At 71.6% G+C, this 14,767-nt stretch carries 13 protein-coding genes; 9 read left to right on the plus strand and 4 right to left on the minus strand.

Annotated features, from left to right (window positions below):
• Positions 1-3: 3 nt before the first annotated feature.
• A complete protein-coding gene (locus ACGFZK_RS02585) occupies positions 4-1,320 on the minus strand; it encodes a sensor histidine kinase (protein ID WP_393846978.1) in 1,317 nt (438 codons plus the stop codon).
• 264 nt (positions 1,321-1,584) lie between these two features.
• Here ACGFZK_RS02585 and ACGFZK_RS02590 point away from each other — a divergent pair, with 264 nt between their 5' ends.
• The 6 genes from ACGFZK_RS02590 to ACGFZK_RS02615 all read left to right on the plus strand — a co-directional run bounded on the left by ACGFZK_RS02590 (position 1,585) and on the right by ACGFZK_RS02615 (position 6,769).
• Positions 1,585-2,016, plus strand: a complete 432-nt coding sequence (locus ACGFZK_RS02590) for a hypothetical protein (RefSeq protein ID WP_393846979.1) — start codon at positions 1,585-1,587, stop codon at positions 2,014-2,016.
• Between the two features lie 518 nt (positions 2,017-2,534).
• The gene (locus ACGFZK_RS02595) at positions 2,535-4,007 is read left to right on the plus strand and encodes a sensor histidine kinase (RefSeq protein WP_393846980.1); all 1,473 of its coding nucleotides are present in this window, start codon (positions 2,535-2,537) and stop codon (positions 4,005-4,007) included.
• 6 nt (positions 4,008-4,013) lie between these two features.
• Positions 4,014-4,421, plus strand: coding sequence for a roadblock/LC7 domain-containing protein (locus ACGFZK_RS02600; protein ID WP_393846981.1), 408 nt, complete (start codon positions 4,014-4,016; stop codon positions 4,419-4,421).
• Positions 4,418-4,777 (plus strand): DUF742 domain-containing protein, encoded by a 360-nt coding sequence (locus ACGFZK_RS02605; RefSeq protein WP_393846982.1) that lies wholly within the window; start codon positions 4,418-4,420, stop codon positions 4,775-4,777. Before ACGFZK_RS02600 ends, ACGFZK_RS02605 begins: the two co-directional genes overlap by 4 nt.
• Positions 4,758-5,378, plus strand: coding sequence for an ATP/GTP-binding protein (locus tag ACGFZK_RS02610; protein WP_393846983.1), 621 nt, complete (start codon positions 4,758-4,760; stop codon positions 5,376-5,378). Before ACGFZK_RS02605 ends, ACGFZK_RS02610 begins: the two co-directional genes overlap by 20 nt.
• Positions 5,375-6,769 carry a cytochrome P450 gene (locus ACGFZK_RS02615; protein WP_393846984.1) on the plus strand — a complete coding sequence of 465 codons (1,395 nt, stop codon included), beginning with the start codon at positions 5,375-5,377 and terminating at the stop codon, positions 6,767-6,769. The genes ACGFZK_RS02610 and ACGFZK_RS02615 overlap by 4 nt, the downstream gene beginning before the upstream one ends.
• A 55-nt stretch (positions 6,770-6,824) precedes the next feature.
• Here ACGFZK_RS02615 and ACGFZK_RS02620 read toward each other — a convergent pair whose 3' ends face one another.
• The 3 genes from ACGFZK_RS02620 to ACGFZK_RS02630 all read right to left on the minus strand — a co-directional run bounded on the left by ACGFZK_RS02620 (position 6,825) and on the right by ACGFZK_RS02630 (position 10,859).
• Positions 6,825-7,835: a hypothetical protein gene (locus ACGFZK_RS02620; RefSeq protein ID WP_393846985.1), complete on the minus strand. Its 1,011-nt coding sequence runs from the start codon at positions 7,833-7,835 to the stop codon at positions 6,825-6,827.
• Between the two features lie 176 nt (positions 7,836-8,011).
• Positions 8,012-8,929, minus strand: a complete 918-nt coding sequence (locus tag ACGFZK_RS02625) for an SAM-dependent methyltransferase (protein WP_393846986.1) — start codon at positions 8,927-8,929, stop codon at positions 8,012-8,014.
• Positions 8,930-9,122: 193 nt separating this feature from the next.
• The gene (locus tag ACGFZK_RS02630) at positions 9,123-10,859 is read right to left on the minus strand and encodes a serine/threonine-protein kinase (protein ID WP_393846987.1); all 1,737 of its coding nucleotides are present in this window, start codon (positions 10,857-10,859) and stop codon (positions 9,123-9,125) included.
• A 387-nt stretch (positions 10,860-11,246) separates the two neighbouring features.
• Here ACGFZK_RS02630 and ACGFZK_RS02635 point away from each other — a divergent pair, with 387 nt between their 5' ends.
• From ACGFZK_RS02635 to ACGFZK_RS02645, 3 genes are all read left to right on the plus strand, one after another.
• Complete coding sequence (locus tag ACGFZK_RS02635) at positions 11,247-12,764, plus strand: FAD-dependent oxidoreductase (protein ID WP_393846988.1); 1,518 nt, start codon at positions 11,247-11,249, stop codon at positions 12,762-12,764.
• A 38-nt stretch (positions 12,765-12,802) separates the two neighbouring features.
• A complete protein-coding gene (locus tag ACGFZK_RS02640) occupies positions 12,803-13,465 on the plus strand; it encodes a GDSL-type esterase/lipase family protein (protein ID WP_393846989.1) in 663 nt (220 codons plus the stop codon).
• A 68-nt stretch (positions 13,466-13,533) separates the two neighbouring features.
• On the plus strand, positions 13,534-14,628 hold the full coding sequence (locus tag ACGFZK_RS02645; RefSeq protein ID WP_393846990.1) for a polyprenyl synthetase family protein: 1,095 nt from the start codon (positions 13,534-13,536) through the stop codon (positions 14,626-14,628).
• Positions 14,629-14,767 lie beyond the last annotated feature (139 nt).

The raw sequence follows: 14,767 nt of genomic DNA on the forward strand, positions 1-14,767 counted from the left end.
TCCTCATCGGATACGGGTGTCCCCGGAACCCGGGGCCGGGAGACCACCCGGCCGGTCGCTGGTGGTGGGCGCCGGAAGGGTGAGTCGTACCTCGAATCCGCCGAGGGCTCGGGGGCCGGCGGTGACCGACCCGCCGTAGATGGTCGCGCGTTCCCTCATGCCGATCAAGCCGTGACCAGGTGAAAAGCCCTTGTTTGGCTGGAACTTGCCGCCGGGCTCATTCGTGACGGACACCACGATGGTGTGGCGTTCGTAGCAAAGGGTGACGGCCGCCCTGGTCGGGCCCGCGTGCTTGAGCACGTTCGTCAGCGCCTCCTGGACCACGCGGTAGACGCACAGGGCCATGCCCTGCGGCAGCCGGGCGGGGGTGCCGGTGACGTCCATGGTGACCTCGGCCCCGGCGCCCCGCACCCGCTCGAGCAGTCTGTCCAGAAGGTCGACCCCGGGGGCCGGAGCGAGGGCTGCGGAGCCGTCGTCCAGTGCGTCCGCGCCGTGCGCGCCGTCCGGGCCGTCCGGGCCGTCCGGGCCGGTCCGCCCTTCCCGTTGCCCTTCCTGGCCGACGCGCAGCAGTGCGAGCATGCGGCGCATCTCCTCCAGCGCCTCCCTGCTGGTGTCGGCGATGGTGTCCAGGGCCCGCCGGCTCGCCGCCGGGTCCGTGGGGAACACGTAGGAGGCCATGCCCGCCTGGAGCGAGATCACGGACATGTGGTGCGCGACCACGTCGTGCAGTTCCCGGGCTATGCGCACCCGCTCCTCCGTGAGTGCCTGGAGTGCGTTCTCCTCCTGCTGCCTGCGCAGTTGGACGGTCAGTTCGGCGAACTGCCGGTTCCGCTCGGCGAGTGCTCCCGCGCCGCGTCCGACGACGAAGACCACCGTGGGGAAGAGGACCGCCTGGGCGAGGACGGTGCGCATGGAGCTGTTCTCGAGGTTGCTCAGTCCCGCGTACACCCAGATCCCGGCCACCACGCCCGCGCATCCGAAGGACGTTCGCCGGCGACGGGTCGCCGCCACCGTGTACAGGCCCAGGAGCGGGGGCATCGAGTTGACCACCGGCCAGTACCCGCAGGCGATGAAGAGGATCCACAGCGCACTGCTGGTGGCGAACACCGTGACGGGCGCGATGCGGCGGGCCGGCATGACCAGACCCACGAGGGCGGTCAGGACCGCCCCCAGCTCGTCCATGGGCCGCCATCCGGCCGGCGGCTGCTCCTGCCCGAGCAGCAGTCCGGCGCCGACGTACCCCAGCGCGAGCAGCGAGTCGACGACCAGCGACCGGTGCCTTCCGCCGAGTCTGTCGAGGAATCCGAATCCAGCGTGCATCGGCGCAGCTTACGGGCCGTCACACCGCTGGGCCATGGGCCCGCCGCGGGACCGCTCCCTACCGCGCCGGCATGCTCCCGCTACCACCGAAGTTGCAGGTCGGCCGCCCGCCACCCGCACCGGGTGGAGATCCGAATCATCCCTGTGCGTGCCGCTGGGCGGCCGCCTGCTCGCCTAGCTTTCTGTCGGGCCGGCCGCCGGAACCCGAGTACGCAACGGCGGCCCTGCTCGTCCTCCGATTCCCCGAGACAGGGAGACACACCCATGACCAACCTCGCCAAGCGCACGCTCCTCGGCGCCTCCGCCGTCGCCTCGGCCCTCGTCGTCGGGCTGGCCGGCACGGCCAGTGCGGCCACCTTCGGCTTCAACCAGACCTCCAGCACCGGCAAGGCCGAGATCAGCGGTACGTACGAGTACCACGAGTCGGGCACGATCCCGAACGGGGAGAAGCTCTACGCCGGCTCGTTCAAGGGCGCCACGGCCAAGGACAAGGTGGCGGGCGACGGTTACGAGGCCGTCCTGGCCCTCTCCTACCAGGACTGGAAGGACGGCGCCTGGCAGCCCGTGAAGAACTACGTGGCCGTGGTCAACAGCTCGCGGAGCTGGACCTTCAAGAACAAGAAGGACGTGAAGGCCTACGCCTGCGACCGCAAGGTCGGCACCACCAGGCTCCTGAACTGCCGCGCCGCCTGGTAGGCCCGCCGCGGCCACCGGAAGCCGGCACCGCCGACCGCATGCGCGGAGAGGTCCGGCTCCGTCCGCCCCACTCCCCCCAGTACCGAAGGGCGGGCCGTCACCCCTGGTGACGGCCCGCCCTTCGGTGTACGAGCGGGCGGCCCGGCGATCACGGGCCGCGCTCTTAGCGCATCAGCGTCCGGGGCGCCACCGCCGGTCAAACGGATGCGGCCGGAACCGATCGGAATGAGCACGCGGATTCCGGGGCGGCAAACGGGGGCGGCACGCCTTCGACCTGCCGTTACGAGGCCGCTCGCCGGGTACGGGCCCCTTTCCTCGCCGGAATTCGGCGCCATCGATGGCGCATAACGGTTCCTCCGGTCCGATGAACTCCAACGAAAGCCCACATCCGGGAAGTTGGGCCTAGTTATGCTCCCGCCCACCGGTCAGAAGGTCCCCTTTTCGATAGTTCGAGGACGCCGATGGAGCAAAGAGATGTCCCCCCCGAAAGTGCCCGCCTGGAGGGAAGAGCAAGCCGGATGCTGCCCGCGATCGCGGTCGTGGCCGCCGTCTGCCTGGCCGGGGCGCTCGTCACCTCCTCGGCGCCGCTGGACACCGCCCTGATCGCCGTCGGCGCCGTGTGCACCGCAGCGGTCTTCGTCGAAGCGCTGCGGCGCGGCCGCGCGCTCGCCGCCGGGCGCGCCCAGGTCGCGGCACTCCAGCACGTCCTGGCCCGGCAGGAAACCGAGGCGGGCCGGCTGTCCCAGGTGGTGCTGCCCGAGGCCATCGAGCGACTGCGCAAGGGCGAGCTGGCCGAGGACGTGCTGACCGCCCTGGGAGGGCGCGGCGGCCGCGGCAACCGCTGGGGCGACGACGAGGCCCTGACCCCGCGCTTCAGAGGCGCCCTGCAGGCCGTGCTGTCCCACGTCATCGACGCGGTCGACAACGAGGAGAGCCTTCGCGATTCCGCCCAGCGGGCCTTCGTGAACGTCGCCCGGCGCGTGCAGGCGATCGTCCATCAGCAGGCCCACGAGATGCGCGAGATGGAGGACCGGCACGGCACCAACCCGGACGTGTTCGGCGACCTCCTGCGGCTCGACCACGGCACCGCCCTGATCGGCCGGCTCGCCGATTCGATCTCGGTCCTCGGCGGTGCGCGCCCCGGCCGCCAGTGGAGCAGGGCCGTCACCCTGTACAGCGTGATGCGCGGTGCGATGTCGAGGATCATCGACTACCAGCGGGTGGAGCTCCACTCGGTCTCCGAGGTCGCCGTCGTCGGTCCGATCGTGGAGCCGCTGATCCACACCCTGGCGGAGCTGCTGGACAACGCCACCCGGTACTCGCCGCCGCACACCCGGGTCCACCTCACGGCCGTCGAGGTGCAGTCGGGCATCGCCGTGGAGATCGAGGACGGCGGCCTGAGCATGAGCGAGGAGTCCCGCGCACGGGCCGAGAAGATGCTCGCGCAGGCGCAGTCCGGTATCGACCTCAACGACCTGGGCGAGACGCCGCGGCTGGGTCTGGCGGTGGTCGGCCGGCTGGCGCAGGCGTACGGGTTCCAGGTGTCCCTGCGCTCGTCCGCGTACGGCGGCGTCCGCGCCGTGGTCATCGTGCCGCAGCACCTGATCACCACGGCGTCCTCCGCGACGGGTCTCGCCCACGGCATCGGCTCCTCTTCGGGGCCCAGGGCCGTGGCCGCCACACCGCGCGAGCACCCCTTCGACCGCTCGTCGGCGGGCGTGTCCGCGCCCCGGCAGCCATCGCCTCCGGCACCCAGGCCGGCGCCCGTCGCCGGCGGGCAGCCGGCGGCCGGCGCACGTACCGCGACCGGCCTGCCGCAGCGACGCCGGAAAGACCGTGTGACCACCTACGACGCCCGGCCGGCCACGGAGCCTCAGTCGGCGGACGACGGCGGCCCCGGAATGTGGCTGGAGGCGTTCCACAGCGGACTGTCCGGCCACGATGCGCCGGGCGCCGAAGGCACGTCGGGTTCAGCGACCAAGGGGGCGTAAACCGTGATGACTCAGCGAATCAGCAGCATGGACTGGATGCTCAAGGACCTGGCCGCGGGGGTGCCGCAGACGCGGCACGTGATCGTACTGTCCGCGGACGGGCTCTGTGTGGCGCAGTACGGGGCGGAGACCGACACGGCCGACCGCCTGGCGGCGGCCTGTGCCGGCCTGCAGAGCCTTGCCGGAGCGGTGGCCGCGGAACTGCCCCGCTCGGAGGGCAGGATGCGCCTGGTCGTGATCGAGATGGACGGCGGGTTCTTCTACCTGATGGCCGCCGGCGACGGCTCCTACCTCGCGGTCCTCGCCGACGAGGGCGTGGACGCGGGCCTGATGGGCGCGCAGATGCGCAACCTGGTGACCCGAATGGGGGACCACCTGAGCAGCCCGCCCCGACATGACGGGCACCCCGCGTGAATGAGCCGCCCCCAAGCTGGGAGGACAGCAGTCCCGAACGGCTCTACGTCATCACCGGCGGGCGCAGCGGACCCTCCACGGCCGTCCATCTGGACCTCGTGACCCTGGTCGTGGCCAAAGGGGCCGGCCGGCCCGAGATGCAGCCCGAGCAGGCGGACATCCTGCGGATGTGCCAGTCACCGCTGTCGGTGGCCGAGATCGCCGCGTACGCAGGCCTGCCCGTGAGCGTCGTCACCGTGCTGGTCGGGGACCTGATGGCCGCTCAGCGCGTGTACGTCCGTCCGCCCGTTCCCGCAGCGCAGCTACCCGACCTTGCTCTGATCGAGGCAGTGATCGATGGACTTCAGAAGCTCTGACCCGCCCGCCGGGCCGCCCCCGGCGGACATACTCCCGCAGACGGCCGCGGCCGCCGTGAAGATCGTCATCGTCGGCGGGTTCGGCGTGGGCAAGACCACGATGGTCGGTGCGGTCAGCGAGATCAAGCCGCTGACGACCGAGGAGACGATGACCAGGGCCGGCGTCGGCGTCGACGACACCTGGGGCGTGGACCGCAAGATCACCACCACCGTGGCCATGGACTTCGGCCGCATCAGCATCAACGAAGAGCTCGTCCTGTACCTGTTCGGAACACCCGGCCAGGAGCGCTTCTGGTTCCTGTGGCGCGGGCTCTTCGAGGGCGCGCTCGGTGCGGTCGTACTCCTCGACACCCGTCGGCTGGAGATCAGCTTCGATGTCATCGGGCGGCTGGAGGAGCGGGGCGTCCCCTTCGTCGTGGCCGTCAACTCCTTTCCCGGGGCGCCCGAGCATCCGCTGGAGGAACTGCGCCAGGCCCTCGATCTGCCCCCCGCCGTCCCGATCCTCGCCTGCGATGCCAGGCTGCGGGACTCGTCCCGCGATGTCCTGCTGACCCTCATGCGCTACCTGCACTCCCAGGCAGCCACCCAGGAGGCAATGTGAGTACCAGCCCCATCCCACCGCCCGAGTGCCCCGCCCACGCGGCGGCGACGGCGGGCGGCCTGTACCGGCTCCACGGAGCGGAGGCCCAGGCCGATCCCCTCGCGTTGTACGAGAAGCTGCGGGCCGAACACGGCGCGGTGGCCCCCGTACTGGTGAGCGGGGACCTCCCGGCCTGGCTGGTCCTCGGCCACCGGGAGAACCTGGACGTGGCGCGCACGTCCTCGCGCTTCGCCCGCGACCCGCGGGGCTGGCGCGACATGAGAGAGGGCCGGGTGCCGGCCGACACCCCGCTCGGCCCCATGGTCTCCTGGGTGCCGGTGTGCAACTTCACCGACGGGCCCGTTCACGAGCGGCTGCGCTCGGCCGTGGTGGAGTCCCTGGAGCGCTTCGACAAGCGCGGCATCCGCCGCTACGTGACCCGCTTCGCGAACCAGCTCGTCGACCAGATCGCGGCCGAGGGGTACGCCGACCTGGTGTCCGCCTTCTCCGACCAGCTCCCCATGCTGGTCATGACACAGCTCCTCGGGGCACCCGACGAACACGGGCCGCTGCTGGTCAACGCGGCGCGCGACATGCTCCAGGGGACCGAGACGGCCCTCCAGAGCGACCGCTACGTCACCGCCACGCTGGAACAGCTGGTCTCGGAGCGCAAGGCCAAGCCCGCGCGCGACCTCGCCTCCTGGCTGATCGAGCACCCCGCGAACCTGAGCGACACCGAAGTACTGATGCACCTGCGCGTCGTGCTGATCGCGGCCTACGAGACCACCGCCAACCTGATCGCCAACACGCTGCGGACCGTACTGACCGACCCGCGCTTCCGGGCCAGCCTCTCCGGAGGCCACATGACCCTGCCCGACGCCCTGGAGCAGGTCCTGTGGGACGACCCGCCGATCAACACCATCATCGGGCGCTGGGCCACCGGTGACACCCTGCTCGGCGGCCAGCAGGTGAAGGCCGGCGACATGATCCTGCTCGGGCTGGCCGCGGGCAACGCCGACCCGCAGATCCGGCCGGATCCCGCCGCCTCCGTCCACGGCAACCGTTCCCACCTGGCCTTCAGCAGCGGCCCGCACGAGTGCCCGGGCCAGGACATCGGCCGCGCCATCGCGGACACCGGCATCGAGGTCCTGCTGGACCGGCTGCCCGACCTCCAGCTGGCGGTCGACGCGAGCGAGCTGCAATGGCGTGGCACCCTCATGTCCCGCCACCTGCTGTCCCTGCCGGTACGGTTCGCCCCGCGTTCCGTGCCGAACGCGCAGCCCGAGGACGAGCAGCCGGCCGGGCACCCCGTACACGCGCTCATCCCGCCGCAGCCGACGGCAGCGCCCGCGGTCCCCGGTCGCCGCCGCCGCGGAGTCAGCTGGTGGCGGCGGCTGCTCGGCCGCCGCTGAGCCGCTGCCCTCCGTACCGAGGCCCCGGCCGCACCGGCCGGGGCCTCGGCATCGCTCAGTCGCGGACTCGCCGCCACCAGGAAGCGAGGGCCGGCAGATCCGGTGGCCCGGTCCCGGAGAAGCTCGGGGCGTCGGCGAACCGGACCGCGAACCGGGCTTCCGGCAGGGGGAGTTCGTACCGGTTGCGCGGGCTCGCGTACCGCGGCGCCCGGGTCTGCCAGGCGATGGAGCCGGCCACGTAGTGGCCCAACGCCGCGAGATGACGGCGCAGTTCCACGTGTGCGGCGTCCGGACCGTTCTCCAGCTGCGCCCGCAGCGTCATGAAGAGGACCATCACCCGGTCGCGCAGGGCCACCGCGAGCGGCACGGCCTCGGCGGGCGAGCAGTTCTCCTGGTGGGCGAGGACGTTGACGAGATTCACCTCCCGCGGCTCCAGGTGGTCGTCCTTGTCGTAGGAGAACAGGTCGTTGTCCGCGCTGACGACGAAGCCCGCCGCATCCGTCAGTGCCGTCAGAGCGGGTGAGCAGAGCACCTCCGCCGGCAGTCGGTCCCCGCGTGCGACGTCGGACCAGGTGAGCGAGAAGCGCGTACCGTTCGCCAACGGCCCCATGGCGACGAAGTCGTTCAGCCCCGGCATGGCCCCGGCCTCGGCCCGGGCGGCCCGCCAGGCCGCTCCGAGCAGCCAGTCGCGCGTCCCGTCCGCGAACCTGCGCAGCTCGTAGGGCGTGAGCATGGCATGGGTGCGGCGCACCAGGTCCAGCAGCGCACGGGTCATCGGCCCGTCGGGCAGCACCGACGCCCCCGGGTCCTCGATGGTCCGCAGGAGACGTACGCCGTGTTCGACGACGGCACCAGTCCCCACCTCGTCGGAACCCGAGTCCTGCCAGTCGTCGACGGCGTTGGCCCAGTAGTTCCACTCGGTGAAGAGCAGGACGGCCTCCACGTTCCCGTCCGGGATGATGCGGCAGGAGAAGTCGGCGCTGTGGGTGGCGAGACCCCATGCGCGCTCGACCGGGTCGGGATAGATGCCGAAGGCGTCCAGCCACTCGACCGCGAGGGCCTCCACCTGCTTCGCCTCGGGATGGACGAGGTCGCGTTCCAGGGGGCAGTAGAAGGACGGCAGGCGTGCACCGAGGCGCGAGGGGCGCGGTGCCTGTGCGTGTACCGGTGCCTGTGCGTGTGCTTGTGCTTGTGCTTGTGCTTGTGCTTGTGCTTGTGCTTGTGCTTGTGCTTGTGACACCGTCATCGGCGGCCGCCGATCCGGAAGTGCAGCAGCCGCGTCTGCACCGCGTGGTCACGCCAGAGCCGGAAGAACCTGCTGTGCGCGAGCGTCGACTGTTCGAGCCGTTCACCGGTCCAGGCGCCGGGCTCGACGTCGGCACCCGCGCGGAGCCGGTCGAGTTCGGCGGTGTTCCACGCCATGGACTGCACCCAGAACTCCGCCACCGAGTCCGTCACGTCCTCCTCGTGTACGAGTTCAAACCCGGCCGCCTCGGCCGCGGCGAGGTATTCCCCGCGCAGTCCCAGGCGCGTTCTGTAGTAGTCGTCGATGAACTCGCGCCAGTGGGAGCGGCCCACGAAGTGCTCCTGGATCCCGAACCATCCACCGGGCTTCAGTGCCTTGGCGACGACGTCGAAGAGTCTGGTCCGGTCGGTGTAGCCGCTGCTCTCGTTGGCGTAGACGGCGTCGTACGCGCAGGTCTCGTCCAGGTCGTGCACATCCGCCAGTACCGGATTCACCCGCTCCCCGACCCCGGCGTGCAGGGCGAAGTGCCGGACGATCGGGATGTGTTCCGCCGCGACGGTGAGGCTGGTGACCGATGCTCCGTGCTCCTGCGCCCAGTACAGCGACGTCCCGCCCAGGCCGCAGCCGATGTCCAGCAGCCGCCCGGGAGGCGCTTCGTACGCGCCCCACGATCTGGCCGCGTGCTCGACGATCCGTTCCTGCGCGTCGAGCATGCGCTGCTTCAGCACGTCCTGGGGGACGGTGGTGTCCGGCGGGCCCTCCGGGTACAGCCCCACATGGAAGTGGACACGCGGGCCCGGTCCGTACTTCTGCAGGATCTCCTGTGTCTTGTGGCTGTAGTAGAGACGTATGGGATCGTCCGCGGCCGATCCCTGGTCGCTGCCTAAGGACGCTACGAGGGGGGTGACGCGCATGGGGTGTCCGCCCTTTCGTGGGGTAGGGCTGCCTCCGGGACACGCTGTCACCGCACTCGGCGCGTCCCGTTCGGCACACTGTTGAAGCACGGATCATCGTGGCACTTCGCAGGCCCCACGTCAGCCCACTGGGAGCAACTCGGATCAGCATCCGAGACCGGCCGGAAGTGGGCTGGTCGGCCGGGCGGGTCGTTCACCCCTTCTTCTGCGGATCCTCGGCGTTGCGCCAGACCGTCAGGTCGAGGGTGACGTACTTGCTCGGATCGCTCCCGCCCGACTTGCCGCGGTACGTCGCCACCGCGATGTGTCCGGCATCGCTCAGCACGCAGAACTGCGAGCCGTCGCCGAGCTGGTCGAGGCGGACCGACTTGGCGTAGCGGGTTTCCGAGCGGCAGGTGTCGAGGGACCCCTGCTGCCCGCCGGTCAGCAGCACCAGCTTGCCGTTGTGCGTGGTGATCTCGTCGCGCTCCACCACGTTGAGCACGCGCGGCTGGAAGTACACGTCGCCCTTGCTGCCGGCGGTGGCGCCGTCCTTGCCGGTCGGATGCGGCGGGTTGTCGGCCAGCATCACGAAGTAGTTCTCGGTGAGGTCGATGCCCTTGTACTCGGCGGGTTGCGGGTCCGGCCGCTTCCCGCCCGGCGATGCGGCGGAGTTGCCGGCGGTGGGCTGCTTGGAGCCTTCCTTGCCGGAGCCGTTCGAAAGGAGCGAGTTGACGACGACCAGTCCGATCAGCGCCGCCGCCACCGCCCCGGCGATGATCAGGCCGCGGCCCTTGGACCGCTGCGGTGACGGCGGCGGGCCCCACGGCTGCTGCCCGCTGACGACGGGCGGTGGGGTGGGCGGGAACCCGGGGCCGGGCGGCGGGGTGGGCGGGAACCCGGGGCCGGCCGGCGCGGTCCGGGTGGGTGCGGAGGCCGGCCCGAAGCCGGTCGGGGCGTAGGGATCGACTCCGCCGGGCGGCGGGACGTGCGGGGAGTACGCGGTGGGAGTCGGCGTGGCGGGGGGCGGCGTACGGGCGGGTTCCGGGAGCTGCTGGCGGGCGGTGAGGGAGCCGGCCAGCGTCTGCGGCAGCCAGTCACCGCCCTGCCGCAGCGGGGCGGGTGAGATGCCCTGACACAGCTCGATGATCTCGCTCAGGGCGGGTCGCCCGGCCGGCTCGCGGCTGAGGCACCGGGCGATCAGCGGGCGCAGCTCGATGGGCAGCCGGCCGAGGTCGGGGTCCTCGTGGACGATCCGGTACAGCACGGCGTGGGAGGGACCGTGGCCGTATGCGGGCGCCCCGATCGCCGCGTAGGCCGCGATCTGGCCGAGGGCGAAGATGTCGGTGGCGGGCGTGACGGCAGCGCCCGCCGCCTGTTCGGGCGCCATGAAGGACGGCGTGCCCACGCTGACGCCGGTGCCGGTCAGGGCCGTGGTGTCGGCGGCGCGGGCGATACCGAAGTCGATGACGCGCGGGCCGTCGGCGGCGAGCAGGACGTTGGCGGGTTTGAGGTCGCGGTGCACGATGCCCGCGGCATGGATGACGTGCAGGGCTTCGGCGGCCCCCACGGTCAGCAGGAGCACGCTGCGCAGCGGCAGCGCGCCGTGCGCCGACACGGCGTCGGCGAGCGAGGGCCCGGGTACGTAGGCGGTGGCGAGCCAGGGCTGTGCACCGTCGGTGTCGAAGTCGATGACCGGTGCCGTGTACAGGCCCTGCACCCGCTGGGCCGACTGCACTTCCCGCTGGAAGCGGCGCCGGAACTCGGGATCCTCACTGAACTCGGGCCGGATCACCTTCAGCGCGACGGGCCGCCCGCCGGGCGTGAACGACAGGTACACCTTGCCCATGCCGCCCGCCCCCAGAACCGCCGCCAGCCGGTACCCGCCCACGACAGCGGGGTCGTCGGCCCTCAAGGGCTGGAAGGGCTCCATGGGCGGTGTACTGCTCATTCTCGACTCATCCCCTGTTCACAGCAGTTGCGATCCACCGGTGCTCCGGACGCCGCAGCGAGCGTACGCCAGAGACGCCTCCCGCTCCCCTGCGGTTGCCGGGCCGCTCCCTGCCGGGGCCGCGGACCAGGGGGTGTCCTGCCGTAACACCGAGCCGCTCCGCTCGTTGAACCGGACGGTCAGCGAAGTGACTCAGCCAGGTCCCGGGACACACCAGTCCCGGGACTTCGGTGTCTGTCCGGACGATCATGCGACCACCACGTAGCGCCGATGGAACGCGTGCGGTGTGTCGGGGTTCTGTCGGTCCGATGTCGGTGGGGTTTGGCACCTTTCCATAAGTCCTGCCGGATGCCCATCCGGCTGTGGGACTCCGAAGGGGGAACTCTCGTGCATGACGTAGTGATCGTGGGCGCCGGCCCGGTTGGTCTGTTCCTTGCGTGCGAGCTTGGTCTCGCGGGCTGCTCCGTCCTGGTGCTCGAACGGGAGCCGGAGCCCGGCTCCCCGTGGCGGGCGGGCTCGCTCGGGATGCGGGGCCTGTCCGCCACGTCGGTTGAGGCGTTCTACCGCCGCGGGTTGCTGCAGCCCCTGCTGACGGCGTCGGGCGTGCACGACGATCGCGGCCCGGGCCCCGACGCGGACGCGCCGTCGCCTCCTCGGGGCGTGGGCCATTTCGCCGGCATGATGCTCGATCCGGCCAGGGTCGACCTGGCCGACCTGCCGTTCCGGCTTCCCAGCCCGGCGATGGACGGCATGCTGACGAACCTCGGAGCGGTCGAGACGGTGCTGTCCGAGCAGGCTTCCAAGCTCGGCGTGGAGATCAGGCGCGGTGTCACGGTCTCGGCCGTCGCGCAGGAGGGCGAGGGCGTGGTCGCGTACGCCGGCGAGGACGCGTACGCGGCGCGCTGGCTCGTCGGCTGTGACGGTGGACGCAGTGCGGTGCGCGGGCTCGCGGGCTTCGAATTCCGCGGTACCGAGCCGCTGTTCACCGGTTACGTCATGCTGTGCACCGTCGCCGATCCCGACGGGCTGAGCCCCGGCTTCAACCTGACGCCGACGGGCATGTACGTCCGGATGGCTGCCGGGCACATCGGCATGATGGACTTCGACGGCGGCGCGTTCGATCGCTCGCAGCAGCCGACTCGCGACCATCTCCAGGCGGTTCTGCGCCGCGTGTCCGGCACCGACGTGACCCTGAGCGACGTGCGCCTCGCCTCGAGCTTCACCGATCGGGCGATGCAGACGACGAGTTACCGGCGGGGACGCGTTCTGCTCGCGGGCGACGCCGCTCACATCCACTCGCCCCTTGGCGGGCAGGGACTCAACACGGGCATCGGGGATGCCGTGAACCTGGGATGGAAGCTCGCGGCGACCGTGCACGGGTACGCGCCGGACGGGCTTCTCGACACCTACACCCGCGAGCGCCACCCGATCGGTGCCCAGGTGCTCGACTGGTCGCGCGCCCAGGTGGCGGTCATGAGGCCGGACCCGCACGCCCAGGCGATCCAAGGAGTGATCCGCGACCTGCTCGGAACCCGGGGCGGAACGACCTACGCCTTCGAGAGGGTGGCGGGATCGTCGATCCGTTACGACCTCGGCAGCGAGCAGCCGCTGGTCGGCCGCAGCGCCCCGGACTTCCGTCTCGAAGACGGAACTCGCCTGGGCGACCTGACGCAGGACGGACGAGGCGTCGTGCTGGATTTCACCACCGACGGCCGCCTGCGCGGTTCGGCGACGGGCCGGGAGGGCCGGCTGCGTTATGCGGCCGGGGCGGCGAGGAACGACCTCGGACTGGGTGCCGTGCTGGTCCGGCCGGACGGCATCGTCGCCTGGGCGGGCGATCGCGACTTCGAACGCGAGGCGTTGGAGCGGCCGGTCAGCCAGTGGTTCGGCCATGCGCAGCTCTGACCCGCTTTTCCTTTCCCACCCGATTCCGAGGAGCACGCATGACGATCACCCTCCGGCCGGGGAGCACCGTGATGTTCACCGGCGATTCGATCACCGACTGCCGGCGGCTGGAGACCGAGGACGGTCTCGGGTCCGGCTACCCGCTGCGCATCGCGGGCGAGTGGGGACTCCAGCACCCGGACCGGCCCGTGACCTGGCTGAACACCGGGATCGGGGGCCACAAGGTGATGGACCTGGAAGCCCGCTGGCAGAAGGACGTGCTCGACGCGCGCCCGGACGTGGTGTCGATCCTCGTCGGGGTCAACGACATGGGCTGGCACACGCTGGACCCGAGGGGACACGTGATTTCCGTGGAGGAATTCGAAGCGGGGTACGACCGCCTGCTCGCACCCCTCGCCGGGGCGGGCACGCAGCTGATCCTCATCGAGCCGTTCCTCCTGCCGATCCACGGCGTCGTCGAGGCCGGTGCCGCGCTCATCGGGGAGAAGGAGCGAAAGCAATGGCGCACCGACCTGGATCCGAAGATCCAGGTCGTGCGCGACCTCGCCCGCACGTACGGCGCGCATCTGCTCGCCGCCGACGGCATGTTCGCCGGGCTCGCCGCGACGACCGGACCGGAGCACTGGTCCGCGGACGGCGTACACCCGACGCCGGCCGGTCACGCCGCACTGGCGGCGGCCTGGCTGCGCCTGGTGGCGTGACCGGGCCTCGCGCTTCGGCATGAGCGAGGCGCTAGGGGTGTCTTGGACGGTCGTCGATACTGATCTTCATGCATGTCAACGTCACCGCCGCCACCCTGGAACGCGTCGCCGGGCACCGGGTCCGCTTCGACGCCCGGTTCGAGCAGTACTTCGACAGCCTCGGCCAGCGTTTCGACGTCCCCGTGCCGAGCCGGTACGTGCCCCGGTGCCTGGAGCTCCTGCGGGAGTTCTCGATGCGCGGCGGCAAGCGGCTGCGGGTCGTCCTCCTGTACGAGGCGGCCCGGCTGGTCACCACCGACGAGATACCGGGGCTCGCGGAGGCCGCGCTGAGCATCGAACTGCTCCAGACGCACGGGCTCGTCCACGACGACATCATCGACGACGCGCCCCTGCGCCGCGGCGGGCCCTCGACGTACTACGCCTACCGTCGGGAGTTCCCCGGCCGGGACGCCACCGCCCTCGGGCTCGCGATACTCGCCGGGGACCTCGCCGCCTTCCTGTCCACCCAGGTACTGCTGGAGGCCGAGGTTCCCGCCGAGCTCCGCCAGGCCCTGCTCGCCGTGCACACGCGCATCGCCGCGGAGACCGTGGCCGGGCAGATCGCCGATCTGGAGCGGGACTCCCACGCGCTGCCCGACGAGGAGTTCCTGCACACCGTCACCGACTTCAAGAGCGCCCGGTACTCGATCCTCGCGCCGCTGACGATGGGCCTGCTGGCCGCGGGCGAGGATCCGGCGCCGCACCGCGCCCGACTGCACCGGTACGCCAGGCTGGTGGGCACGGTCGAGCAGATGCGCGACGACTTCCTCGACCTCTTCGGCCCGTTCGGCGACGACCCGGCGGCCGAGGTGAAGTCCACCGGGGCCGACATCCGCTCGGGCCGCCGCACCTATGCCGTCCGTGCCCTCCTGGCCGCCACGACCGGGGCCGACGCGGCCCTCGTCGAAGCCGCGCTCGGCGACCCCGACTGCCCGGACGCCACCCTCACCCGGATCAGGGAGATCGCCCGCGCCGCCGGTGTGGACCGGCTCCTCAAGGCGGAGGTCCGGCGGCACGCGGAGTCGGCCGCCGACGAGGCCGCGTCCTGGGAGCCTTACTGGCGCGCCGAGGCCGTGGAGTTCTTCCGGGGACTGCCCCTGTGGAACGTGAACCGGATGCCTTGAGGGCGGAGCCGTCACCCGGCAGGGGGGGGGGGGGCGGGGGGGGGGGGGGGGGGGCCCCCCGGCGCGGCGGGCCCCCCCCCCCCCCCCCCCCGAGGAGCCCCCCCCCCCCCCCCCGGGGGCCCCCCCCCCCCCCCCCCCC

Origin of the sequence: Streptomyces sp. NPDC048257, from assembly GCF_043201855.1 — a bacterium.
Lineage (GTDB): Bacteria > Actinomycetota > Actinomycetes > Streptomycetales > Streptomycetaceae > Streptomyces.

What these genes read in the sequence shown, in the direction of transcription:
- ACGFZK_RS02585 (WP_393846978.1), bottom strand. Translation starts at nt 1,320, where the DNA reads ATGCACGCTGGATTCGGATTCCTCGACAGACTCGGCGGAAGGCACCGG.
- ACGFZK_RS02590 (WP_393846979.1), top strand. Translation starts at nt 1,585, where the DNA reads ATGACCAACCTCGCCAAGCGCACGCTCCTCGGCGCCTCCGCCGTCGCC.
- ACGFZK_RS02595 (WP_393846980.1), top strand. Translation starts at nt 2,535, where the DNA reads ATGCTGCCCGCGATCGCGGTCGTGGCCGCCGTCTGCCTGGCCGGGGCG.
- ACGFZK_RS02600 (WP_393846981.1), top strand. Translation starts at nt 4,014, where the DNA reads ATGACTCAGCGAATCAGCAGCATGGACTGGATGCTCAAGGACCTGGCC.
- ACGFZK_RS02610 (WP_393846983.1), top strand. Translation starts at nt 4,758, where the DNA reads ATGGACTTCAGAAGCTCTGACCCGCCCGCCGGGCCGCCCCCGGCGGAC.
- ACGFZK_RS02625 (WP_393846986.1), bottom strand. Translation starts at nt 8,929, where the DNA reads ATGCGCGTCACCCCCCTCGTAGCGTCCTTAGGCAGCGACCAGGGATCG.
- ACGFZK_RS02630 (WP_393846987.1), bottom strand. Translation starts at nt 10,859, where the DNA reads ATGAGCAGTACACCGCCCATGGAGCCCTTCCAGCCCTTGAGGGCCGAC.
- ACGFZK_RS02640 (WP_393846989.1), top strand. Translation starts at nt 12,803, where the DNA reads ATGACGATCACCCTCCGGCCGGGGAGCACCGTGATGTTCACCGGCGAT.
- ACGFZK_RS02645 (WP_393846990.1), top strand. Translation starts at nt 13,534, where the DNA reads ATGCATGTCAACGTCACCGCCGCCACCCTGGAACGCGTCGCCGGGCAC.